The organism is Haloferax chudinovii (assembly GCF_042663345.1).
Taxonomy (GTDB): domain Archaea; phylum Halobacteriota; class Halobacteria; order Halobacteriales; family Haloferacaceae; genus Haloferax; species Haloferax chudinovii.
Genome location: NZ_JBHTAB010000001.1, coordinates 16,753 through 38,556 on the forward strand (window position 1 = coordinate 16,753; position 21,804 = coordinate 38,556).

General features: G+C 68.2%; 19 protein-coding genes and 1 pseudogene. 8 read left to right on the top strand and 12 right to left on the bottom strand.

The genetic code is table 11. From position 1 onward, the window contains the following. Together sod and ACFQI8_RS00125 are read right to left on the bottom strand one after the other, a co-directional pair. A pseudogene (gene sod, locus ACFQI8_RS00120) lies at nt 1-272 on the bottom strand (superoxide dismutase [Mn]); the annotation flags it as partial. A 106-nt stretch (nt 273-378) separates the two neighbouring features. Beyond that, nucleotides 379-1,374: a halo transducer protein gene (locus ACFQI8_RS00125; RefSeq protein ID WP_390242030.1), complete on the bottom strand. Its 996-nt coding sequence runs from the start codon at nt 1,372-1,374 to the stop codon at nt 379-381. Between the two features lie 185 nt (nt 1,375-1,559). Here ACFQI8_RS00125 and ACFQI8_RS00130 point away from each other — a divergent pair, with 185 nt between their 5' ends. The 5 genes from ACFQI8_RS00130 (at nt 1,560) to ACFQI8_RS00150 (ending at nt 7,839) form a co-directional block, all read left to right on the top strand. Then, a complete protein-coding gene (locus ACFQI8_RS00130) occupies nt 1,560-2,753 on the top strand; it encodes a substrate-binding domain-containing protein (RefSeq protein ID WP_390242031.1) in 1,194 nt (397 codons plus the stop codon). Between the two features lie 62 nt (nt 2,754-2,815). Continuing rightward, nucleotides 2,816-3,949 carry a phosphate ABC transporter permease subunit PstC gene (gene pstC / locus ACFQI8_RS00135; protein ID WP_390242032.1) on the top strand — a complete coding sequence of 378 codons (1,134 nt, stop codon included), beginning with the start codon at nt 2,816-2,818 and terminating at the stop codon, nt 3,947-3,949. Further along, complete coding sequence (pstA, locus tag ACFQI8_RS00140) at nt 3,949-5,571, top strand: phosphate ABC transporter permease PstA (protein ID WP_390242033.1); 1,623 nt, start codon at nt 3,949-3,951, stop codon at nt 5,569-5,571. The genes pstC and pstA overlap by 1 nt, the downstream gene beginning before the upstream one ends. A gap of 2 nt (nt 5,572-5,573) precedes the next feature. Then, entirely contained in the window at nt 5,574-6,521 is a 948-nt protein-coding gene (gene pstB, locus ACFQI8_RS00145; protein WP_390242035.1) for a phosphate ABC transporter ATP-binding protein PstB, read from the top strand. A 229-nt stretch (nt 6,522-6,750) separates the two neighbouring features. Then, nucleotides 6,751-7,839, top strand: coding sequence for a PhoU domain-containing protein (locus ACFQI8_RS00150; RefSeq protein WP_390242037.1), 1,089 nt, complete (start codon nt 6,751-6,753; stop codon nt 7,837-7,839). A gap of 123 nt (nt 7,840-7,962) precedes the next feature. Here the strand turns inward: ACFQI8_RS00150 and ACFQI8_RS00155 are convergent, their stop codons facing one another. Together ACFQI8_RS00155 and ACFQI8_RS00160 are read right to left on the bottom strand one after the other, a co-directional pair. Then, entirely contained in the window at nt 7,963-8,550 is a 588-nt protein-coding gene (locus ACFQI8_RS00155; RefSeq protein ID WP_390242038.1) for a DUF2238 domain-containing protein, read from the bottom strand. A 72-nt stretch (nt 8,551-8,622) separates the two neighbouring features. Then, nucleotides 8,623-9,669 (bottom strand): pyridoxal-phosphate-dependent aminotransferase family protein, encoded by a 1,047-nt coding sequence (locus tag ACFQI8_RS00160; RefSeq protein ID WP_390242039.1) that lies wholly within the window; start codon nt 9,667-9,669, stop codon nt 8,623-8,625. 177 nt (nt 9,670-9,846) lie between these two features. On the opposite strand from ACFQI8_RS00160, the gene ACFQI8_RS00165 reads away from it, so the two are divergent. The 3 genes from ACFQI8_RS00165 to ACFQI8_RS00175 all read left to right on the top strand — a co-directional run bounded on the left by ACFQI8_RS00165 (nt 9,847) and on the right by ACFQI8_RS00175 (nt 13,239). Further along, nucleotides 9,847-10,884, top strand: coding sequence for an AIR synthase family protein (locus ACFQI8_RS00165; RefSeq protein ID WP_390242041.1), 1,038 nt, complete (start codon nt 9,847-9,849; stop codon nt 10,882-10,884). A 168-nt stretch (nt 10,885-11,052) separates the two neighbouring features. Then, nucleotides 11,053-12,381, top strand: a complete 1,329-nt coding sequence (locus ACFQI8_RS00170; RefSeq protein WP_390242042.1) for a cobyrinic acid a,c-diamide synthase — start codon at nt 11,053-11,055, stop codon at nt 12,379-12,381. A gap of 138 nt (nt 12,382-12,519) precedes the next feature. Beyond that, nucleotides 12,520-13,239 (top strand): cob(I)yrinic acid a,c-diamide adenosyltransferase, encoded by a 720-nt coding sequence (locus ACFQI8_RS00175; protein WP_390242043.1) that lies wholly within the window; start codon nt 12,520-12,522, stop codon nt 13,237-13,239. Between the two features lie 54 nt (nt 13,240-13,293). Here ACFQI8_RS00175 and ACFQI8_RS00180 read toward each other — a convergent pair whose 3' ends face one another. From ACFQI8_RS00180 to ACFQI8_RS00215, 8 genes are all read right to left on the bottom strand, one after another. After that, nucleotides 13,294-14,385 (bottom strand): LeuA family protein, encoded by a 1,092-nt coding sequence (locus tag ACFQI8_RS00180; RefSeq protein ID WP_390242045.1) that lies wholly within the window; start codon nt 14,383-14,385, stop codon nt 13,294-13,296. After that, nucleotides 14,386-15,636: a CaiB/BaiF CoA transferase family protein gene (locus tag ACFQI8_RS00185; protein WP_390242046.1), complete on the bottom strand. Its 1,251-nt coding sequence runs from the start codon at nt 15,634-15,636 to the stop codon at nt 14,386-14,388. Beyond that, nucleotides 15,633-16,781: an ABC transporter ATP-binding protein gene (locus tag ACFQI8_RS00190; protein ID WP_390242048.1), complete on the bottom strand. Its 1,149-nt coding sequence runs from the start codon at nt 16,779-16,781 to the stop codon at nt 15,633-15,635. Before ACFQI8_RS00190 ends, ACFQI8_RS00185 begins: the two co-directional genes overlap by 4 nt. Next, the gene (locus ACFQI8_RS00195; RefSeq protein WP_390242049.1) at nt 16,781-17,647 is read right to left on the bottom strand and encodes a carbohydrate ABC transporter permease; all 867 of its coding nucleotides are present in this window, start codon (nt 17,645-17,647) and stop codon (nt 16,781-16,783) included. Before ACFQI8_RS00195 ends, ACFQI8_RS00190 begins: the two co-directional genes overlap by 1 nt. A gap of 1 nt (nt 17,648) precedes the next feature. Then, entirely contained in the window at nt 17,649-18,578 is a 930-nt protein-coding gene (locus ACFQI8_RS00200; protein WP_390242051.1) for a carbohydrate ABC transporter permease, read from the bottom strand. Then, nucleotides 18,575-19,810: an ABC transporter substrate-binding protein gene (locus tag ACFQI8_RS00205; protein ID WP_390242951.1), complete on the bottom strand. Its 1,236-nt coding sequence runs from the start codon at nt 19,808-19,810 to the stop codon at nt 18,575-18,577. Before ACFQI8_RS00205 ends, ACFQI8_RS00200 begins: the two co-directional genes overlap by 4 nt. Before the next feature lie 295 nt (nt 19,811-20,105). Next, nucleotides 20,106-20,744 carry a helix-turn-helix domain-containing protein gene (locus tag ACFQI8_RS00210; RefSeq protein WP_390242052.1) on the bottom strand — a complete coding sequence of 213 codons (639 nt, stop codon included), beginning with the start codon at nt 20,742-20,744 and terminating at the stop codon, nt 20,106-20,108. Between the two features lie 144 nt (nt 20,745-20,888). After that, nucleotides 20,889-21,761: a universal stress protein gene (locus tag ACFQI8_RS00215; protein WP_390242053.1), complete on the bottom strand. Its 873-nt coding sequence runs from the start codon at nt 21,759-21,761 to the stop codon at nt 20,889-20,891. Between the last annotated feature and the right edge of the window lie 43 nt (nt 21,762-21,804).

The window sequence follows — 21,804 nt, forward strand, 5'->3', positions numbered from 1 at the left end:
GGCTCGTCGCCGCCTTCCGGCGACATGTTCTGCCAGAACAGGTCGTGCAGAATGTGTCCCGAACCGTTGTGGGTGACGTTGCGGAGCGCGCCGGCGGACGAGCCGAACTCGCCTGCTTCGCGGTTGTCGGCGAGGGTCTCCTCGGCCGCGTTCCAGCCGTTGACGTAGCCCTGGTGGTGGGTGTCGTGATGCCACGTCAGCACCTGCTCGGAGATGTGGGGTTCGAGGGCGTCGTACTCGTACGGAAGCGGGTCGAGTTCGTAGTCTGACATTGGTGTTCGCAGGTAGACCGAGGGAACGAACACACATGTACTTTCGCTGAACGCGATTTACGTAGTGGATGTGATATGTGTGGTTTCGAATAATCTCAGCGCTCGCTCACTCCTCGTCACCGACTCTGGCGTCGTCGAGTTCGGCCTGCACTGCGCCCCACGACACCGGCGGTTCGAACGCGGCGAGCGTCTCCTCGAACGACTCGATTCGCGCCCCGTACTCGTCGGTCCACGGCGGTCGGGCGAGTTCGTCGAGGCGCTCGCGGAGTCGCTGTACGCGGGCGTCGAGGTCGTCGAGGTCGGCGGCGGCCTCGTCGAGACCGTCGGTCTCCGCCTCCGACTCGGGAGCCAGCTCCCGGAGGTCGGCGAGTTCGGCTCGCACGTCGTCGACCAACAGGGCGGAGACGCGGACGCGGAGCGCGGCGTTGCACCACTCGGTCGCGCGGTCGTCGTCAGCGTCCCCGGCGGCGTCGGCGCTGTCTTCGGAACCCTCCGTGTCGGCGACGGCCTCGACCCGGTCTTCGAGTCCGTCGAGCGACTGTTCGAGCGCCGCCACGTCGCCGTCGAGCCCGCGCACGCGAACGTCGTGGTTCGAGAGCCACCGCTCGAACTCCTCGATATCGAGTTGTATGTCGTCCGCGTGCGCGGTGAGCGCCTGCGACTCGGACGCGACCTCCCGGAGCCCGAGCACGATGTCGTAGACGGACCGAGAGTCCTCGCGCCAGTCGGAGAGCCCCTGTAGCTCCTCGCCGAGCGACTCGACCCGCTCGCTCGCGTTCGCGACCTTCGCCTCGAACACGTCGAGACGGGACCGCACGGCACCGACGGCCGCCTCGTCGCCGGCGACCTCGCGGGCGTCGTCGAGGTCGATAGACGCGAGTTCGACGCGCGTCTCCGCGGTCGACAGAATCATCGACGTGTCCGTGACCGCCGAATCGACACCCTCGGCCGTCACCGCGCCGTCTTCGGTCACGTGACTGAGTACCGCCCGAACGGTGTCCGGGTCTCGGGAGTCGTCAGCGTCTACGACGCGGTCGACCGCGTCAGGTTTCGACAGACCGATGATACGTTCGGACCCTGTGGTTCCGTCCTGCTGAGCCATCGTCCGTACGTATCTCGGGAGCCGTTATATTTTCTGTCGTCTCGGTTACGTTCGAGTATATAGTTCTCCGTACTAATGTGTGAGCTAATATCGAACTATTTCGTCTCTTAGTGTTACGGTGAACTCTGATAGAACTAAACCGGTATTATAAACGCATTTTATTTAAAACCGGGTCAGTCCACGTGATGGCGCAAGATTCCAAGAAGTTTGCAGGCAGCGTATCACGTCGGCAGTTCCTCGTCGCGTCGAGTGCGGCGGGCGTCGCGGGGCTCGCGGGTTGTTCGGGGCAGTCGAACTCCGAGACCGACGCACCGGCGACCGAAGAAACGGAGACGGAAGCTCCGGAGACCACGACCTCGACCCCCGAGGAGACGAGCGAATCGAGCGCGCCGCAGATGCTCACCGCCGAGGGTTCGTCGACAGTGTATCCCATCGCGAACAAGGGGAGCTCCTACTGGAACTCCAACGCACCACCGAGCGACGGTGAGTACTGGGGTACGAGCGACGAATCTACCGTCCCCGGCTGGGACGAACTCGGCGCACCGGACATGCGTCTGGCCGACTACTTCGCATCCCTCTACGGCTTCGAGCCGACCGAGACGCAGGCGAACCCCGCGTTCGCAACGTCCATCGGCCTGAGCCACTCCGGGACGGGTTGTAAGTCCGTCCGCGACGGTCTCGTCGACATCGGTAACTCGTCGGGTCCGATCACGGCAGAACTCGGCATCAGCGAAGACGAGCGCGACGCGAACTACGTGGACCACGTCCTCGGCCGCGACGGCCAGCCCGTCGTCGTCTCGAAGGACGTTCACGACGCGGGTGTCACGGAGCTCACCGGCGAAGAAGTCCGCCAAATCTACCAGAACGAGATTACCAACTGGAGCGAAGTCGGCGGTCACGACCAGGAAATCTACGTGGTCGGCCGTGCGGAAGGCTCCGGGACGGACACCTCGTTCCGCCTCAACATGCTCGGTAGCGCCGACGCCTCGATGGAGGGTGTCGACACCCGTAAGGGCCAGAACCAGCAGGTTGCGACCGTCGTCCAGCAGAACGACGGTGCCATCGCGTACATGGCGCTCGCGTTCACCGGTCCGGAAGTCATCCCTGTCGGTATCAACTTCGAGGGGACGCTCTACGCGCCGGACAAGAGCGCGGAGCACACCATCTTCGACAGCGACTACCCACTCAACCGTGACCTCCACCAGTACACGACCATCACGGAGGACACCCCGAGCGGGACGGACATGCGCGAAGCCGCCTTCATGAACATGTTCCTGACCACGTTCGGTCAGAAGCTGTTCGTCGAGGACAACAACTACATCCCACTGCCTGACAAGGACCTCCAGTCCGAGAAGGACAAGCTTCCGAGCCAAGCGTAACGCGACTCGGACGCGGTAGCGGTTCCTGAACCTCGTTCTTTCCATTCATTGACGCTCCAATCATGAACATACTTCCAAACTCCGACGGTGCCGGCCTCCGAGCGGCGGCTCGGCGAGGGCTCCGGCGCGGTCGCGACTTCGTCGACGAGACGCCGCCGGACGCGCTCGTCACGGTCACGGTCGCGGCGGTGTCGCTCCTCGCGGCGTTCGCGGGCTTTCTGGCCGCCTCGTCGCTGACGGCCGTCCCGTTCGCGGTGTTCCTCGTCGCGACGGGCTACGGCTGGCTCAGACATCAAGAATTGACAGCGCGCGTGCTCACACTGACGACGACGGTCTCGACCATCCTCGTCCTCGGTCTCATCCTCGTCTTCATCTTCGCGGAGGCGTGGCCGACCGTGCAGTACGCGACCGTGAACGTCTTCGGCGTGCCGATTCCGGGCCTGCGGCTCTTCATCGAGACGCGCTGGAGTCCGGTGACGCCGCCGATTCAGTACTCGCTCGTCCCGATGATTCACGGGACGGTGCTCGTCACCATCATCGCGACGGCCGTCGCCGCCCCGCTGGGCGTGGCCGCGGCGCTCTTTCTCAGCGAAATCGCGCCGAAGACCGTCCGCGAGGTCGTCAAGCCGGGCGTCGAGATTCTGGCGGGCATCCCCTCCATCGTCTACGGCTTCATCGGCTTTACCATCCTCAGCCCGTGGGCGGCCGACCAGTTCGACATCGTCGGCCAGGGGACGTACCTCTTCGTCGGCATCGTCGTCGGGCTGATGGCGCTTCCGACGGTCGTCTCGGTCGCGGAGGACGCGCTCAACAGCATCCCCGAATCGATGAAAAGCGGCTCGCTCGCGCTCGGCACGACCGACTGGCAGACGATGACCTCCATCACCCTTCCGGCGGCCTTTTCGGGCGTCTCGGCCGCGGTCCTCCTCGGCGTGGGCCGCGCCATCGGCGAGACGATGGCGGCGACCGTGATGCTCCGCGGCAGTCCGGGGCTCACGAAGCCGCTGTACAACGTCTTCTACGGTAACGACACGCTCACGTCGCTCATCGCGGCGAACTACGGCGACGCCGACGGCCTCCAGCTCTCCGCGCTGTTCGTCGCGGGCGTCATCCTGTTCGTCACGGTGCTGTTCCTCAGCATCGGGTCGCAGTACATCGAGGCGCGCATGCGCCAGAAGCTCGGGGGTGCCGACTGATGGCGGGCGCGACCAAATCCGAGCTCGTCAGCGAAGACACCTCCGACACCGAGGCGGTCGCCGCCGGCGCGGTGGGACTCGCGGCGGTGCTGTTCGCCCTCTCGCTCGCGGCGATGTTCGAGCTCGTGACCGTCACCGACCCCATCGCGGGCGTGCCGATGGTCGCGCTCCTCGGCGGGCTGTTGGTCCTCCTCGGACTCGCGGTCATCGGCTTCGGCGTCGGCTCTCGACTCGGCTACGTCGCCACCAACCCCAGACCGACCGCCGGACTGGTCGCCTCGGGGGCGTTCGCGCTCATCTGGTTCGTCGTCGGCGGGCTGGTCGCCTCGCAGACGCTCGGGCTCGGGACGGCCGGGTGGGTCGTCGCATCGCTCGTCGCCGGTGGGGCCGCGTTCGCGGTGAGCGCGGTCCCCCGCGAGGACATCGGCTCGACGCTCCCCGCGGGCGCGCTCGCCGCGTTCGCCGGTATCGTCTTCCTCACCGGCGTCATCGGCCCGTCGTGGGTGTGGGACCTCGGGTGGGAACAGCAGGCGTCGTTCAACGCCGAGTTCACGATTCCGATCCTGACGGCGTTCTGTTCCCTGCTCGTCGGCTGGGCCGCCGCGAAGGCCTACGGCGGGTTCGGCGCGCGCGGCCGCCACATCGGCGCGTACGTCCTCGTCTACCTGAACGCCCTCTCCATCATCGCGGTGCTGTTCCTCCTCGTCGCGTTCACGGTCCTGAAAGGCCTGCCGGGGCTGTTCAACAGTCTCGCGTTCGGCGCGGGGGTGGGCCCCGAAGTGACGCTCGTCGGCGTGACGTTCTCGCTTCCCGTCTCGTGGCCGTTCGTGATGAACGGCGTCGCGCTCCTCAACGACGTGAACGGCGTCCTCCCGGCCATCGCGGGTACGATTTGGCTCGTCATCGGGGCGGTGCTGTTCGCCGTCCCGCTGGGTGTCGGCGCGGCCGTCTTCATCACCGAGTACGCGGACCGCGGGCGCTTCACGCAGGTCGTCGAAATCGCAACCAACGGCCTGTGGAGCACGCCCAGCATCGTCTTCGGGCTGTTCGGACTGGCGTTCCTCGTCCCCCGGCTCGGCAACAAGAAGTCGCTTCTCGCGGGGATGCTCACGCTCGGCTTCATGCTCCTCCCGCTCGTCGTCATCACGAGCCGGGAGTCGATGCTGGCGGTCCCCGACGAGTACCGCGACGCGAGCGCGGCCCTCGGCGTCACGAAGTGGCAGACCATTCGGAGCATCGTCCTCCCGGCGGCGCTCCCGGGCATCCTCACGGGCATCATCCTCGGCGTCGGCCGCATCGCCGGCGAGACCGCCCCGATTCTCCTGACTATGTCGGGGAGCGTCGCCCCGCCGGGCAGTCAGACGGTCGACGTGGTCGGCGGCTTCCAGTTCTCGCTTGCCCCGCCGTTCGTGACCAACCCCGAACTGATGCGGGCGACCTCGGCGCTTCCGTATCAACTCTACTCGCTTATCACCGCGGGCGTCGGGCAGTCGTCGAACATCGGCGCTATCGACGAGTTCCGGTGGGCGACGGCGCTCATCCTGCTCGTGGTCGTCTTGGGCTTCTACGCGGTCGGCATCGCGACGCGATACTACTTCCGGAGTAAACTGCAACACGAGTAACCATGAGTGAAACCAGACAGACGGCGGACGGCGGACAGACGACGACGGACAGTGAACCTGACGGCGCGAGCGCCGGCACCGACCAGCCGCTCGAGGTCACGAGCGGCGAGACGCGCGAGCGCACCCGCGAGGAGTGGGTCGAACACGAGTTCGAGGGCGACGCGAAGCTCTCGGTCTCCGACCTCGACGTGTACTACGGTGACGACCACGCGCTGAAGGGCGTCTCCATGGAGATTCCCGAGAACAGCGTCACGGCGCTCATCGGCCCCTCCGGCTGTGGGAAATCGACGTTCCTCCGGTGTCTCAACCGGATGAACGACCGTATCAAGGCCGCGCGCATCGACGGCTCGGTCCGGCTCGAAGGCGAGGAGATCTACCAGGAGGGCGTCAACCTCGTGGAACTGCGCAAGCGGGTCGGCATGGTGTTCCAGTCGCCGAACCCGTTCCCGAAGAGCATCTCGGACAATATCTCCTACGGGCCGCGGAAGCACGGCGACCTCGACACCGGCCTGCTCGCTAACCTGCTCGGCCGGAGCGACGACGACGCGGTCGACGAACTCGTCGAGCGCTCTCTCCGGCAGGCGGCGCTGTGGGACGAGGTGCAGGACCGACTCGACGACAACGCCCTCGGGCTCTCCGGCGGCCAGCAACAGCGGCTCTGCATCGCCCGCGCGCTGGCGACCGACCCCGAGGTGCTCCTCATGGACGAGCCCGCGTCGGCGCTCGACCCCATCGCGACCTCGAAAATCGAGGACCTCGTTCACGACCTCGCCGAGGAGTACACCGTCGTCATCGTCACGCACAACATGCAGCAGGCGGCGCGCATCTCTGACCAGACGGCGGTGTTCCTCACCGGCGGCGAACTCGTCGAGTACGGCGACACCGACCAAGTGTTCGAGGACCCGGAGAGCCAGCGCGTCGAGGACTACATCAGCGGCAAGTTCGGGTAGCGTTCGGGTTCGACCCCGAGCCGACGCCGACCCGCGCCGAGCGTCCCCGCGCTGACGACGCCGACTTCGACTTCCCGACGTGACGACGGTTCTCGACGACCTGCGGCCGTCGAAGCCGGATAGTCGGCGGCGGCGCTCGCGTTTCGTCAGTCGAATCGCTCCCTGCGGCGGGGCCGGCGTCACCGCGGAACTGGCACGCAGACAACACGGTTTCAGACACGCCAACACAATGGAGACACGCAAGATACAGCAGGTCAGCAACGGGACGTTCACCGTCTCACTCCCCAGAGAGTGGGCGGACGGCGAGGGAATCACCGCCGGCACCGTCGTCAACCTCCACACGCACCTCGACGGGATGCTGGTCATACAGGCACCCGAGTGCGAAGACGACTCGTCGATGCAGTTCACGGTGACCGTCCGCGGGACCGACGCCGAAGAGGGGGACGGTCCGGCCGACGGCGACTCCCTCGAACAGACGCTCCGGGCGGCGTACGCCGCCGGGTCGAAACAGGTCGTCGTCGAGGCCGACGGGACGTTCGACGCCGAACAGCGACAGGCCGTCAGGCGGGTCGCCCGGAACCTCGTCGGCGTGACCATCACGGAGGAGTCGGACGCGTCCGTCACGGTGCGGAACGTCCTCGACGCGAACGAGGTCTCCATCCGCCAGTCGGTCCGACAGCTCCAGTTCGTCGCCGCCTCGATGTACCGCGACGCGACTGCCGCGCTCACCGGTGCCGCCCCCCTCGACGGGTTCGCGGAGCGCGACGACCGCGCCGACCGGCTCTTTGCGATGGTCGACCGGCACTTCACCCGCGGGCTCGACCGCCTCGACGAGGTGGACGCCCTCGGCGAGACGCGCCCGGAGCTGTTCCGCCTCCACACCGCGGCCCGCGAGTTAGAGCGCGTCGCCGACCACGCCGAGCGAATCGCGACCGTCGCGTCGGCGGTGCCCGACCCGCTTCCTCCCGCGGTCGCCGACGAGGTGTCCGAGCTCGCCGAGCTCGTCCCCGAGGCGCTCGAAGCCGCGGTGCAGGTCGCGCTCGACGGCGAGGACCCCGACGCGGCGCGGGAGGCGCTGACGGCGCGAGACCGGGTCCGCGAGGGCGTCGGAGATATCGAGCGGCGGCTGTTCGAAGAGACGGACGCCGACGTCGACTACCGATTCGCCCACGCGCTCCACGCGCTCGAACGGGCGGCCGAACACGTCGGCAACGTCGCCGAGGTCGGCCTTCGGACGGCGGTCCGAACCCGCAATATGGACGAGCGACCGACCCGCGAGAGCGGGAGCGAGTCCACGGAACACACCCAGAGCGCCTGAACACGCAGTTTAGTGCCCCGCTGAAGCGATCAGTGGCTGTTGGTTTTGTGAGATTCCCCCGAGTGAGAGGCGCGCATCGCGCGAAATCCTAGTATCGAAACCGCGAGTCGACGGGCGGACCGCTTAGTCCTCCCTCAGCGGGACGAGGTTCGTCAGGGCGCGGTCGCCGAACAGGACGACGAGCGCCGCGCCGACGAGGTTAAACAGGAGGTCGAGCGCGGTATCGGTTCGGCCGTAAGAGACGAGCACGGGGTCGATGCCGAGCGCGTCGGCCCCGCGATGGATAGCGTACTCGGCGAGTTCCCAGAGCACGCCGGCGCAAGCGACAACCGCGACCACCCGCGTCGAGGGGTCGCGGCCGCGGCGACGCGAGAGCACGTGGACGACCCCGCCGAGAATCGTCGCGGAGTGAGTGTGGGTCAGGTGGTCCCACCACCACACGTCGTCGTAGGGACCGAGCATCCCGACCGAGTGGGTCAGCATCGCCGACTCGACGTAGACGCGTTGCCACGGGCGGAACTCGACGCCGACCAGTCGCTCGAAGGCGTCGGGGAGGTACGTGCCCGCGAGCGCGAACGCGGCGTTCACCATCGCCGCGGGGTTGCGACGGCGGAGTCCAGACAGAAACACGACGACGATTGCGTATCTGATGCCGTCGTCCGGTCGCCGTCGTCCCGTCGACTCGCTCGTCTCGGTCACGATTGTTCTCACGGTGACTGTCGTCGGCTTCGGGGAAAAACGTTGACGGCCGGACGGCGCTCGGTCGCAGACGGGACGCCGGTCTCAGACGACGGACGAGAGCGCGTCCATCACGCGGTCGACCTTCTCCACGTCGGCGTTGTAGCCCATGTGGCCGACCCGGAGAATGTCGTCTGCGAGGTCGGCGAGGCCGGTCGCGAGGACGATGTCGTGGTCGGTTTCGAGTTCCGCTTGGACGCGCTTCGCCTCGCCGGGGAGGTGGAACGCCGTCACCGTCGGGGCGCTCCGCTCGGCGTCGGTGTAGAGGTCGAGGCCGAGGTCGGCCCCGCGCTCGCGGCAGTGCGCGGCGGCCTCCTCGTGGCGCTCGTAGACGGCGTCGAGTCCCGCTTCGAGGAGCATCGACAGCGACTCGTCGAGGGCGGCGACGTTCGCGCCGAGGTGCGTGTACGGGAAGCCCTCGCTCGTGTCGCGCCACGGGAGCAAGTTCGTGTAGAGGGAGTCGGGCTCGCGCTCCTCGACGACCTCCCACGCGCGGTCGCTGACGGCGGCCGTCGTCAGCCCCGGCGGCGAGCTGAACGCCTTCTGGGACGCGCCGAGGTTGATGTCGATGCGCTCGCTCGGGACGGGCGTCCCGCCGAGCGAGGAGACGGCGTCGACGACGGTCAACACGCCGCGGTCGTGGAGGCGTTCGAGCACCGGCGCGATGTCGTTGAGTGCGCCGGTCGGCGTCTCGCAGTGGACCATCGTGGCGACGTCGAACTCGCCGTCGTCGAGCGCGGCTTCGACGCCCGCCGCGTCGAGCGGGTCGGTATAGTCGGCACCGACGACGGTCGGCTCGCCGCCGTAGCTCTCGACGAAGTCGGCGAAGCCGTCGCCGTAGAGGCCGTTCGAGACGCAGAGCACGTCGTCGCCGGGGGCGACCGTGGAGGCGATGGCGGCTTCGAGGCCGAGGATGCCCTCGCCGCCCATGACGACCACGTCGTCGTCGGTACCGTAGACGCGCTCGAGTTTCTCGCAGACCTCGTCGTAGGTGTCGAAGAAAGACTGCTCGATGTCGGGGTTCGGCATCGGGTCGCTCAGTCGGTCACGGACCCGCGGCGGGACGGCCGTGGGGCCGGGTGTCATCAGCATGGATTGCCGTTTACGGACAGAGCGTCTTAGCAGTACGGCATCGGCGGCGGGCGTCCGACCACCGCCCGCCCGTCAGGGGTGGCGGTCGGCGGACGCGGCCGGCTGGCGTCGAACGCGGCCGTCCGCGCCGGCGGCGGACGGGAAGGCACAAAAGCGCCCTCGCCGTCAGCCACGTGTATGGGCAAACTCTCACCTGCGGACCTCGACCGCTACGTCTTCTCGCGGACGGGGGCACCCAGCGACGACCTGCTCGTCGGGGCGAGGTACGGCGAGGACGCCGCCGCCGTCGCCACCGGCGAGGGGACGATGGTCGTCAGCACCGACCCCATCTCGCTCGCCGCCGAGCGCATCGGCACCCTCGGCGTCGCCATCGCCAGCAACGACGTGGCCGCCTGCGGGGGCGTCCCCGAGTGGCTCGTGAGCACCGTCCTCCTCCCCGAACCGGACGTGGACCTCCTCGACGACGTCACCGCCCAACTCGACGCGGAGGCCAGCAGACTCGGCATCAGCATCGTCGGCGGCCACACCGAGACGGTCGCCGGGCTCTCGCGCCCGCTCCTCTCGCTCACCTGCATGGGGCCGACCGACCGATACGTCCCGACGAGCGGCGCGGAACCCGGCGACGCGGTGATTCTCACCAAAGGGGCCGGCGTCGAGGGCACCGCCGTCCTCGCCACCGACTTCCGCGCCGACCTCGACGCGGCGGGCGTCGAACCCGCGGCTATCGACCGCGCCGCGGGCTTCTTCGACGACATCAGCGTCTTGCCCGAGTCGGCGGTGCTCGCGCCCGCCGCGACCGCGATGCACGACCCGACCGAGGGCGGCGTCCTCAACGGACTGGTCGAACTCGCCTGCGCCTCGGGCGTCCGCATCGAGGTCGAAGCAGACAATGTGCCCGTCCGCCCCGAGACGCGGGCGCTCTGCGACGCGATGGGCGTCGACCCGATGCGGATTCTCGGCTCCGGCGCGCTCCTCGCGGCGGTCCCCGAAGACGAGGCCGACGTGGCTCTCGACGCGCTCGACGACGAGGGAATCGAGGCGACGGTCGTCGGAACCGTCGAACCGGCTGACGACGGCGCGAACGCGGGCGCAGACGGAGACTCGGTGTCGGGGTCGGACACGGACTCAGACTCGGCGTCTGATGCGGGGGTCGTCTACGACGGGGTTCACTACGCCGACGGCGTCGAAGACGACATGTACGACCTCTGGAACTGAGGCGAACGCGAGTCGCAGACGCGGTTCGTCGACGACGGCAGAACCCAACACAGCTTTTGCTACTGAAAATACAGTTGCAGTAATGACGACCGAACGCCCGTCTCGACTCGCGAGCGACCCGCCGGACGCGCCGAAAGCGCCGCCAGCGGCCCGGACCCCGGTGGTCGGATGAAAGGCGTCGTCGTCGCTGGCACGGCCTCCGGCGTCGGGAAGACGGTCACGACCCTCGCGGTGTGCCGCGCGCTCGAACGCGAGGGCTACACTGTCCAGCCGGCCAAGGCCGGCCCCGACTTCATCGACCCATCGCACCACGCGGCAATCGTCGGGGAACCGTCGCGGACGCTCGACCCGTGGCTCGAAGGCGAAGACGGCATGCGCCGGACCTACGCCCGCGGCGAGGGCGATATCTGCGTCGTCGAGGGGATGATGGGCCTGTACGACGGCGACACGTCGACCGCGCGCGTCGCCGCCCTTCTCGACCTCCCCGTGGTCCTCGTCGCGGACGCGAGAGCCGGGATGCAGAGCGTCGCGGCGACGGCCTACGGCTTCCGAACCTACGCGGACCGGATGGGAATCGACGCCGACGTGGCCGGCGTCATCGCCTCTCGCGCCCACGGCGGCCGCCACGCCGAGGGCATCCGCGACGCGCTCCCCGAGGAACTGCCGTACCTCGGCCGAATCCCGCCGAGCGACGACCTCGAAATCCCCGAGCGCCACCTCGGCCTCCACCTCGGCGACGAGGCCCCGCTGTCCGACGCCGCGCTCGACGCCGCGGCCGACGGGATTCGCGCCGACGCGCTCGCGGACGTGGCGCGAGAACCCGAGTGGGACGCCGAGGAAGTCGAAGCGAGCAGTCGAGCCGAGTCATCCCAAGCGACGAACTCGGACGGTCCTACGGTCGCCGTCGCCCGCGACGAGGCGTTCTGTTTCGTCTACCCCTCGACCCTCGACAGACTGGAATCGCTCGGGACCGTCTCGTACGTCTCTCCGGTCGCCGGCGACGACCTCCCCGACTGCGACGGCGTCTACCTCCCCGGCGGCTACCCCGAGCGGTTCGCCGCGGAACTCGCGTCGTCGCCGACGCTCTCCGGGCTCGCCGACCGCGCGGCCGACGGCCTCCCGGTGTTCGGCGAGTGCGGCGGACTGATGGCGCTTTCCGAGTCGCTGACGACGACCGACGGCGACACCCACGAGATGGCCGGTATCCTCCCCGCCGACGTGACGATGCGGGAGCGCTATCAGGCGCTCGACCACGTCGAACTCCGCGCGACCGACGGGACGCTGACCGCCGACGCGGGCGAGACGCTCCGCGGCCACGAGTTCCACTACTCGTCGGCGGACCCGGCGGCGGACGCCCGGTTCGCCTTCGACGTGGAGCGCGGGACCGGCATCGACGGCCGCGAGGGGCTCACCGAGTACCGAACCCTCGGCACCTACGCGCACGTCCACCCGGAAAGCGGGGCGTTCGACCGCTTCGTCTCGCGGTTGGTGGACTGAGCGCGGCGAGAGCAGAGAGCGCGAGAGCGTAAAGCCGCGAGGGCGACGAACCCCTATATACCAAGCCGCGACAAGCACCGACCGACGACCGACCGACGACCGGCGACCGACTGCGACACCCACTTCGAACTCACTACGATGACCGACACACCCGACGGAACCCCCGAGACAGACGACGAGACCACCCCCGACTCGGTTCGGGCGAACACGCCCGGCCGCGGCGTCCGCCCCGAGGCGACCGCCATCGAACCCGCCGCGCCCGACGAGTTCGGCCTCGTGCAGGTGTGGTGGGGCGACGGCAAGGGCAAGACCACGGCCGCGATGGGCATGGGCTTTCGCGCCGCCGGCCACGGCTACCGCGTCCACATGCTCCAGTTCCTGAAGGGCGGCGCGGACTCCGTCGAGGCCGTCCGCGGGGAGTACAACGCCATCGCGGCGATGCCCGGCTTCTCCTTCGAGAACCTCGGCCACTACGGCTGGGCCGGGATGGCCGACGGGAGCGACGACGACGACCACGAGGCGCAGATCGCCGCCGGTCTCGACCGAGCGCGCGAACTCGTCGACGCCGCGGCCGACGCCGACCTCTCGGAACCGCTCGCCCTCGACGGCCCGCCGGAGGACGGTGTGCATCTGCTCATCGTCGACGAACTCCTCTACGCCGTCGCGATGGGACTGCTCGACGAGACAGACGTGCTCGACCTCGTGGAGCACAAGCCCAAGAACCTCGAACTCGTGTTGACCGGGAGCCACGAGGAGCCGACCTACCTCTCCGACGCCGCGGACCTCGTGACCAACGTCCGAAAGGAGAAACATCCCATCGACGCCGGCCAGCGCGCGAGAAGAGGGACCGAGTACTGAGAGCGGTGGACAGCCCGACGGAGCGTCGACTTCGCGCCGAGACGCGCTGACAACTCAGAGCCGTCGGGCGATGTCCAGCGCCTCGTCGGTCGGCACCGGCTCGTCGAGCGCCCGGAGCGTCTCGACGAGCGCCGCGACCAGCGATTCGTCGGGGTCGGGGTCGCCGACGCGCTCCAAGAGCCGTCGGGCCGCGCCGGTCCCGCTCTGCGGGCCGAAGTAGAGCGTCCGCGACCCGCCGAAGACGGCCGGGTCGAACGGCTCGAACGTCGCCGGGTCGTCGAGCATCGCCGCGGTGTGGAGCCCGGACTCGTGAGAGAACGCGTCCGCGCCGAGCACCGATTTCTCCGCCGGCACCGACTCGCCGAGCGCCGTCAACACGTCGTTCGCCCGGGGGATGAGCGTCGAGGCGTCGAGGGCAGGGAGGTTCACGGCGCGGCTCGTCTCGGCCGCGACGACGAACTCCTCGACGGGGACGTTGCCGGCGCGCTCGCCGATGCCGGCGACCGACACGTCCACCTTCTGTACGTCGTGGGCGACCGCGGTGAGCGCGTTGGCCGTGGCGACGCCGAGGTCGTCGTGGAAGTGGACGCCGAGGCGGGCCGGGTCGGCGTCGAGGTCGTGGAGGAACGACGACACCTCGAACGGCGTCTTCGAGCCCACGGTGTCCGCGATAGTGAGGTACGTCGCGTCTATCGAGTCGAACAGGCCGTCGAGGAACGCGGGGTCGGTCCGGAAGCCGTCCATCGCGGTGAAGTGGACTTCCAGCCCGGTCTCGGCCGCGGAATCGACCGTCTCGCCGACCAGCGAGCGCAGTTCGTCCTCGTCCGTCCCGAGCAGTTCGGTCCGCTGTCGCTCGCTGGTCGGCGCGAACACGTCGATGACGTCGACGCCGGCGTCGACCGCGGCCTCGACGTCCTTCGGGACGGCGCGGGCGATGCCCGTGAGCTTCGTCTCCACGTCGACGGCGTCACAGACCTCGCCGGTCTGTGCGCCCGCAATCGGGAAGCCGACCTGCACGTAGTCGACGCCGAGGCCGTCGAGGGCGCGGACGGCCGCGACTTTCTGTCCCGTCGCGTAGGACGCCCCGGGGCGCTGTTCGCCCTCGCGGCAGGTCACGTCGAGGAGGACCGGCTCCGCGGCGGCCACTCAGACCCCTCCCGAGCGCCGAAGCGCGTCGATGGCCGCGTCGTCGTAGCCGAGCGACGAGAGAATCGCCTCGGTGTGTTCGCCGAGCTTCGGCGGGTCGGTCGACTCGGGGCGGTCGAAGCCGCTGGCGACGACGGGAAACCGCGGGACACTGACCGACCGCGAGGTTCCCTCAGCGGTCTCGACCTCGGTGAAGAAGTCGGTCGCCCGTAGGTGGGGGTCGGTGGCGACCTCGTCCATGGAGTTCACCTTAGCGACGGGGACGCCGACCTCGCGCAGGCCGGCGACGAGGTCGGCCGCGGGGAGCGTCGCGCACTCGGCACGGAGCAGGTCCATGAGTTCGTCGAGGTTCTCCCGGCGGTCCGAGAGCGTGTCGAACCGCTCGTCCTCGTGGAGGTCGAGGCCGAGCGCTTCGCAGAGCGCAGTCCACTGGCGCTCGCCGGAGGGACCGATGAACACCCACTCGTCGTCGGCCGTCTCGAACACGTCGTAGGGTGCCCAGTTGGGGTGCGACGCGCCCATCGGCCCGGGCACGTCGTCGTAGGTCTCGGTGTACGCGAGCCAGTAGCCCATCATCGAGACGGTGGACTCGAACAGCGGCGCGGTCACCTTCGACCCCTCGCCGGTCCGGTCGCGGCGGTAGAGCGCCCCGAGGACCGCTATCGCGCCGTAGAACGACGCGGCCATGTCGGCGATGCTCGTGCCCGACCGGACCGGGGGCATCCCCTCGTGGCCGGTGACGCTCATCAGCCCCGACAGCGCCTCCGCGATGGGGTCGAGCGCGGGATACGACTCGTAAGGGCCGGGGTTGAACCCCTTGATGGAGCAGTAGACGAGGTCCGGGTGTGTCTCTTTCAACTGCTCGTAGCCGATTCCCAACCGTTCGGCGGTCCCCGGCGCGTAGTTCTCGACGACCACGTCGGTCTCGTCGAGCAGGTCGAAGAACGCGTCGAGCGCCGCGTCGGACTTGAGGTCGAGCGCGAGGCTCCGCTTGTCCCGGTTGACGTAGTTGAACGAGCTGTTTCCGACCGGCGACGACCCGCGGATGAGGTCGCCGCCCTCCGGGTGTTCGACCTTGATGACGTCCGCGCCGAGGTCGGCGAGGAGCATCGAACAGAACGGCCCGGCGATGATGTGGCCGAGTTCGAGCACGCGCACGCCGTCGAGCGGGAGCCCGCCCGTCCCAGAGGCTGTCCCAGACGCGGTCGCGTCCGCGGCAGTCTCGGTGCGCTCGGCGCTGTCGCCGCTCATGGAGTGACGCCCCCCGCCCCCGCGGGCGACGAGCGCTCGCCGGCGCGCTCGGAGCCGAAGAGTATCGTCTCGCCGTCCTCGCCGAAGACGAACGCGTTGGCGAGGTCGAACGACACGTCGAGGCGGTCGCCCGCGACCGCGTCGTCGACGGCGTCGCTCACCACGTCGAAGGAGGTGCCGTCTTCGAGGCGGCCGTGGACAACCGACTCGGTCCCGAGCGTCTCGACGACCTCCACGTCGACCGAGAGCCGACACGCCCCGTCGGAGCCCACGTCGAGGTACTGCGGCCTGATGCCGAGTCTGACGCGACCGGCGGTCGGGGCGTCGATGCCGGCCGGGAGCGAAAGCTCGAACCCGGGGCCGACGAGCGCGGTCCCGCCGTCCCCCGCCTCGACCGCGCAGTCGACGACGTTGGTCGAGGGCATACCGATGAACTGCGCGACGTACTCCGAGTTCGGGTAGTCGAACAGCTGTTTCGGCGGGTCGACCTGCGCGAGTTCGCCGTCCCGCAGGAGGACCACGTGGTCGCTCATCGTCATCGCCTCGGTCTGGTCGTGGGTGACGTAGACGACGGTCGTGTCGAGCTCCTGGTGGAGCCGCTGAATCTCGACGCGGAGGTCGGATTTGAGCTTCGCGTCGAGGTCGGACATCGGCTCGTCCAGAAGCAGTACGTCGGGGTCCTGCACGAACGCGCCGCCGAGGGCGACGCGCTGTTGTTGGCCGCCGGAGAGTTCCGCGGGCATCTTCTCCAACTGCTCCTCGATTTGGAGGACTGCGGCGGCCTCGTCGATACGCTCGTCGCGTTCGGCCTTCGGGACGCCGTGAACCTTCAGCCCGTAGCCGATGTTCTCGCGGACGGACATGTGCGGGTAGAGCGCGATGGACTGGAACACCATCGAGACGTTGCGCTCCTGCGGCGGGAGGTCGGTCACGTCCTCGTCGCCGAACGAGACCGTGCCCGAGGTGGGCGTCTCAAGCCCGGCCAACATGCGCAGGGTCGTCGTCTTCCCACAGCCGGAGGGGCCGACGAAGGTCGTAAACGAGCCTTCGGGGATGTCGAGGCTGAGGTCGTCGACGGCGACGTGCGTGTTTCCGAGGGTGCGAAACTCCTTTCTGACGGTGTCGAGGTGGATGCTGGTTGCCATTATTCGAGGCCTCCAACGCTGAAGCCCTGGAGGAGGTATCGTTGCAGGAACAGTGCGATGAGGAACGGCGGAATCGAGATGAGAAGCGAGACGGCCATCGTCTCGCCCCAGCCGATGTTGACGCGGTCCAAGAACAGTGACGCGCCGACGGTGATGGTGTACATCTCGTCGCGACTCATAACGACGCGCGCCATGGTGAAGTCGTTCCACGCGACGGCGAACGCGAAGATGGCCGCGGAGATGTAGCCGGGCCGGGCGACCGGCAGGACCACGTCTCTGACGGTGCGCCAGCGACTCGCGCCGCGAACCCACGCGGACTCTTCGAGCGCGATGGGAACAGTCTGGAAGTACTGCCACATCAGCCAGATACAAAAGGGCGCTGAGATGGCCGTCAGCGCGAGGGTGAGCGCGAAGTGGCTGTTGAGCAGGCCGAGCGTCGAGAAGACGACGTACAGCGGGATGGCGAGGACGATAGGGCTGAACATGTACGAGAACAGCACCGCCCGCGCCGCCAGCGACTTCCCGGTGAAGTCGAAGCGCGTCAGGCCGTAGCCGGCCGCGACCGCGATGGTCGTCGAGAGGACGGTCGACCCGAGGGTGACGACGAGGCTGTTGACGAAGTACCGAACCGTGTCGGTCGACCCGAGGAGGACGAGGAAGTTCCGGAGCGACGGCTCGGTGGGAAGCAGGTTCACCCGCCCGCCGGCGAACGTCGTCGCCGGTGACTGGATGGCGATGACCACCATCACGTACACCGGGACGATGGTGAACACCGAGATGAGAAGCGCCGTCAGGTAGACGGCGATTCGCTGGAGGCGTTTCTGGGTGTCGTGGGAGACGAGGCCGCGACCGGTGGACGTCGCCATCTCACGCCACCTCCGTTTCGGGGGCGAACGCCCGGAAGTAGACCACTGCGACGCCGGCGAGGAGGAAGAACATGACGCCGGCGAGCGCCGTCGCCATGCCGAAGTTCACCTCGCTGAACGCGAGTTGGTAGACCCGAATCGGGAGCGTCGTCGTCTGCTGGAGCGGGCCGCCGCGGGTCGAGAGGTAGATGATGTCGAACTTGTTGAACATCCAGATACCCCTGACGAGGAGGATGATGAGAATCGCGCCGCGGAGGTGCGGGAAGGTGATGTCGCGGAACGCCTGCCACGTGGTCGCGCCCTCGACCCGCGCCCGCTCGTAGAGGTCGGGGTCGATGGCCTGCAGGCGGGCGAGCAGGATGAAGAAGGCGAAGCTGGCGAACTTCCAGACGCTCGTGACGACGACCGCCGGCATGGCGAACTCCAAGGTCGAAAAGAACGCGATGGGCTTGTCGATGAGCCCGGCGTCGACGAGGAACTGGTTCAGAATCCCGATGTTGGGGTCGAGGATGAACTTCCACATGAAGATGACCACGAGCGTCGGCAGGAGGTACGGGAAAATCATCAGCGTCCGCAGGGCGTCGCCGCCGCGGATGCGCTGGTTGATAACGAGCGCGAGCCCCAGCCCGATGACGAGGCTCAGTCCGGTCGTCGCCACCGCGTAGACGACGCTGTTCCAGAGGAAGCCCCAGAACGCGCCGTTGCCGAGGAGTTCGGCGTAGTTGCCGAGGCCGACGAACTCGGGGCTCCGCACCGGCGACGCGAACAGGCTCATCCCGAGCGCGTAGACGATGGGGATAACCCAGACCACGACGAAGAACGCGAGCATCGGCACGAAACACGCCGCCAACAGGAGCGTCGTGCCGTCCACGTCGCGCTCTCGGAGGGCCGACCCGGCGGCCGCCAACCGCGATTTGAGGGCCGTACTCATTGCAACCCGCGGAGCTGGTCGGCCAGCCAGTCGACCGTCTCGTCGGGCGTGAGCCCGCCGACGAGAAGTTGGTCCGCGGCCTGTCCGAAGAGCTGTTCGCTGTAGGCGTCGGCCGCGACGATGTTCGGCGCGCCGTCATCACCCGTGGCGAGGACGCTCGTGAAGGCGTCCCAGTTGTCGCGGACGAGGGCCATCACGTCGGGGTGCTGTTGGATGACTTCGTTTTCGGCCACCTCGGGCGCGTCGAGTTGCGCCCGCGTCGGCGGGAACTGGAACAGCGGCGCGGAGAGCACGAAGTCGAAGAAGCGCGACGAACTCGTGAAGAAGTCGACGAACGCCTGCGCGCCCTCGGTGTTCTGGCCGTCGTTGCGGACGAGGTGGCCCTCCATGTACGACCACCACTTGTCCTGTCCGGCCCCGCTCGGCGCGGGGAACGGCATCGGGCTGAGGTTCTCGACGAGGTCGGGGCGGTTGGCCTGAATCGTGAGGACGGGGAGGCCGCCGACGCTGGCGATGGCCGCGGCGTTCTCCTGTTGGAGCGCGCCGATGGCGTCGCCCCACGCCCATCCCGAGCCGTTCGGCGAGTGCTCGGCCATCGACTGGACCCACTCGAACGTCTCGACGGCCGCCTGTCGGTTGTCGCCGTCGTCGAGTCTGACCTCGATGCCGTCGGAGGGGCCGCCGTACACCTCCACGTCGTTCTGCCAGAGGTACTGCGTCATCTGGGTGTCGGCGTTGTTCGTCTGTCCCGACTGGACGACGTAGCCCTCCATCGACCCGTTGGCCGACACCTCGTCGGCGGCGTCGACCCACTCGCTCCACGACGCGGGCATCTCCGAGTACACGTCGTTTCGGTACCACCCCATGAGCGGTTCGACCATCGCGGCCGCGAAGTACGACTCGCCGTCGACGGTGACCGGGTCGGGCAGGTCGTTGTCCTGAACGGCCGCCGTGACCGGCGCGAGGACGCCGTCGCGCTGGAGCCGATACGCGTCCGTCGAGGTGTCGAAAAGCAGGTCCGGCGGGTTGCCCGCGGCGACCATCTTCTGCATCTCGGCGTCCGAGGAGGTCCCTTTCGCCGTGTAAATCATCTCGACTGTGTGGTCGGTCTCCTCCTCGAACTCGGCGATAATCTCGTCCATCACGTCCTTCGAGTCGCCCCGGTCCGAGAGGTATCGAATCGGGTCGTTGGACGCGCCGCCACCGCCCCCCAGACAGCCCGCCGTCGTCACCGCCGCCGCGCTTCCGACCGCCGCGAGGAACGTCCGGCGCGACGACCCGCGCGTTGTCCGCCCGTCGTCACCGCGTGAGTGATTCCCATCTATCATGGTAATTGCAAACAATACGTACACCGGTAGAGGCCACGGGAGTAGTGCCTACCCCTGTTGGCTCTTTATATTGGAATGCCGCGGGTATGGTGACGTGTTTCAGGTGTACGAGGTCCGTAAAGACCGACGTGTGACCCGCAGAAAGTCGAGTAAAGTCCGACGCGTGACCCGCAGAAAGTCGACCCGGACCCGATTGGGGTCAGGTGCTGTCGGGGTTCGCGGGTGTCGTCGCGTCGGCGAGCGCGTCGCTGAGGAGTTTCTTTTCGGCCCGGCGGAGGTGTTCCAACACGGTCGGTCTGCTCACCTCGAACGCCGCCGCGATTTCCTCGACGGTGACGCCCCGGGGCCAGTCGTAGTAGCCGCGTTCGAGCGCGTAGCCGACGACCTCGGCCTGCCGCTTCGAGAGCCGCGTGGAGGGACCGACGAACGGTTTGAGTCGGCGGAGTTCGACCGTCCCGAGCGACCGGAGCCCCGAGATGATGGCCTTGAGGTCGGCCCGCCGGAACACGACCACGTCGAAGACCCGCGAGCGCCCGTAGAACTGGCTCATTCGTTGGAGCATCCCGTGGTTCTCTCGGATGATGGGGAGCGCGCCGGACGACCGCTTGGTGATGAGCAGTTGGTCGTCGCCGACGAGTTCGAGGTCGCGGACGACCTCGCTGGCGGCGAGCCGGTCGGCCATCTCGTCGCGGCGCTCCCCGGCGTCGACGACAAAGCGGATGTCCGTCTCGCCGAGCACCTCGCAGTTGGTCACGACGACCGGGCCGTCGACGAGGTCGCTCACGTGCGACAGCACGTAGTCCTCGTTCAGTTCGAGGAGGATGGTCGCGCGGAGCATCGCTACCGGGACCTCCGGCTGTCGGGAAGTCTGGGCGGGCGTCCGAGACGGTCCGTTTCGGCCACGGTTACTGCGCCGATACGTCGCCCGCGGGTAATAGCTGTATCCCGATGCGGACGACCCGCCGCCCGCGACCCGCTCGGGTTACTCCTCGTCGGGCGACACCGTGATGACGGGAACCGGGACGCTCCGGACCGTCTCCTCGGCGACGCTCCCGAGGAGGATGCGGTCGACGCCGCTTCGCCCCGTCGTCCCCATGACGACGGCGTGGATGTCGTTGCCCGCGACGTACTCCCGAATTGCCTCGCTCGGCGAGCCGTGTTCGATGGTCTCGGCGAGCTTCGTGACGCCGTGTTCGTTCGCCTCCTCGACGACCTGCGAAATCGCCTCGTTCGCCCCGCGCTCGCTCTCCTCGCCGGAGAGCATCGACCGCACGTCGAAGCCGAGCGCGGAGTCGTCGACCACCGAGAGGACGTGGACCGTCGCGTCGAGTTCGGCGGCGAGTGCGAGGCCGTGGCTCGTCGCCCGCTTCGCGGAGCGACTGCCGTCGGTCGGGATGAGGACGCGCTCGTAGGGGAACGTCAGCTCCTCGTCGGGCTTCATGCGGGCGGTGAGCACCGGGCGGTCCGACAGGCGGACGACCTTCTCCGTGACGCTCCCGCGGAGCTGTCGGGAGATGCCCTCCCGCCCGTGGGTCGGCATCACGATGAGGTCGTAGTCGTACTCCTCGGCGTACTCGGCGATGGTCGGTGCGGGGTTGCCCTGCACCACGTCAGTCGAGTAGTCGACGCCGAGGTTCTGGAGCGTCTGGGCCGCCTCCTCGACGACGCGTCCGCCCTCGCGTTCGAGCGCGTCGACCACGTCGTTGTCGACGACGGTGACGCTGTCGCGGGTCGTGTCGGCGACGAAGAGCAGTCGAATCTCCGCGTCGTCCCAGTGGGCGAGTTCGCTGGCGTGGTGGAGGACCGCGCTCGACGACGTGCTCTCGTCGACCGGCAGGAGGATGCGCTCGTACATGGCTTGTCATACACCCGGTCGCCCGTAAGTCCTTTCGCCGGAC

Bases quoted from the DNA above. Each gene is read 5' to 3' on its own strand.
- ACFQI8_RS00125 (WP_390242030.1), bottom strand. From the start codon at position 1,374: ATGGCTCAGCAGGACGGAACCACAGGGTCCGAACGTATCATCGGTCTG.
- ACFQI8_RS00195 (WP_390242049.1), bottom strand. From the start codon at position 17,647: ATGGCGACGTCCACCGGTCGCGGCCTCGTCTCCCACGACACCCAGAAA.
- pstA (WP_390242033.1), top strand. From the start codon at position 3,949: ATGGCGGGCGCGACCAAATCCGAGCTCGTCAGCGAAGACACCTCCGAC.
- ACFQI8_RS00175 (WP_390242043.1), top strand. From the start codon at position 12,520: ATGACCGACACACCCGACGGAACCCCCGAGACAGACGACGAGACCACC.
- ACFQI8_RS00130 (WP_390242031.1), top strand. From the start codon at position 1,560: ATGGCGCAAGATTCCAAGAAGTTTGCAGGCAGCGTATCACGTCGGCAG.
- ACFQI8_RS00150 (WP_390242037.1), top strand. From the start codon at position 6,751: ATGGAGACACGCAAGATACAGCAGGTCAGCAACGGGACGTTCACCGTC.
- ACFQI8_RS00210 (WP_390242052.1), bottom strand. From the start codon at position 20,744: ATGCTCCGCGCGACCATCCTCCTCGAACTGAACGAGGACTACGTGCTG.
- ACFQI8_RS00165 (WP_390242041.1), top strand. From the start codon at position 9,847: ATGGGCAAACTCTCACCTGCGGACCTCGACCGCTACGTCTTCTCGCGG.
- ACFQI8_RS00160 (WP_390242039.1), bottom strand. From the start codon at position 9,669: ATGCTGATGACACCCGGCCCCACGGCCGTCCCGCCGCGGGTCCGTGAC.
- ACFQI8_RS00215 (WP_390242053.1), bottom strand. From the start codon at position 21,761: ATGTACGAGCGCATCCTCCTGCCGGTCGACGAGAGCACGTCGTCGAGC.
- pstB (WP_390242035.1), top strand. From the start codon at position 5,574: ATGAGTGAAACCAGACAGACGGCGGACGGCGGACAGACGACGACGGAC.
- pstC (WP_390242032.1), top strand. From the start codon at position 2,816: ATGAACATACTTCCAAACTCCGACGGTGCCGGCCTCCGAGCGGCGGCT.
- ACFQI8_RS00170 (WP_390242042.1), top strand. From the start codon at position 11,053: ATGAAAGGCGTCGTCGTCGCTGGCACGGCCTCCGGCGTCGGGAAGACG.
- ACFQI8_RS00185 (WP_390242046.1), bottom strand. From the start codon at position 15,636: ATGAGCGGCGACAGCGCCGAGCGCACCGAGACTGCCGCGGACGCGACC.
- ACFQI8_RS00200 (WP_390242051.1), bottom strand. From the start codon at position 18,578: ATGAGTACGGCCCTCAAATCGCGGTTGGCGGCCGCCGGGTCGGCCCTC.
- ACFQI8_RS00190 (WP_390242048.1), bottom strand. From the start codon at position 16,781: ATGGCAACCAGCATCCACCTCGACACCGTCAGAAAGGAGTTTCGCACC.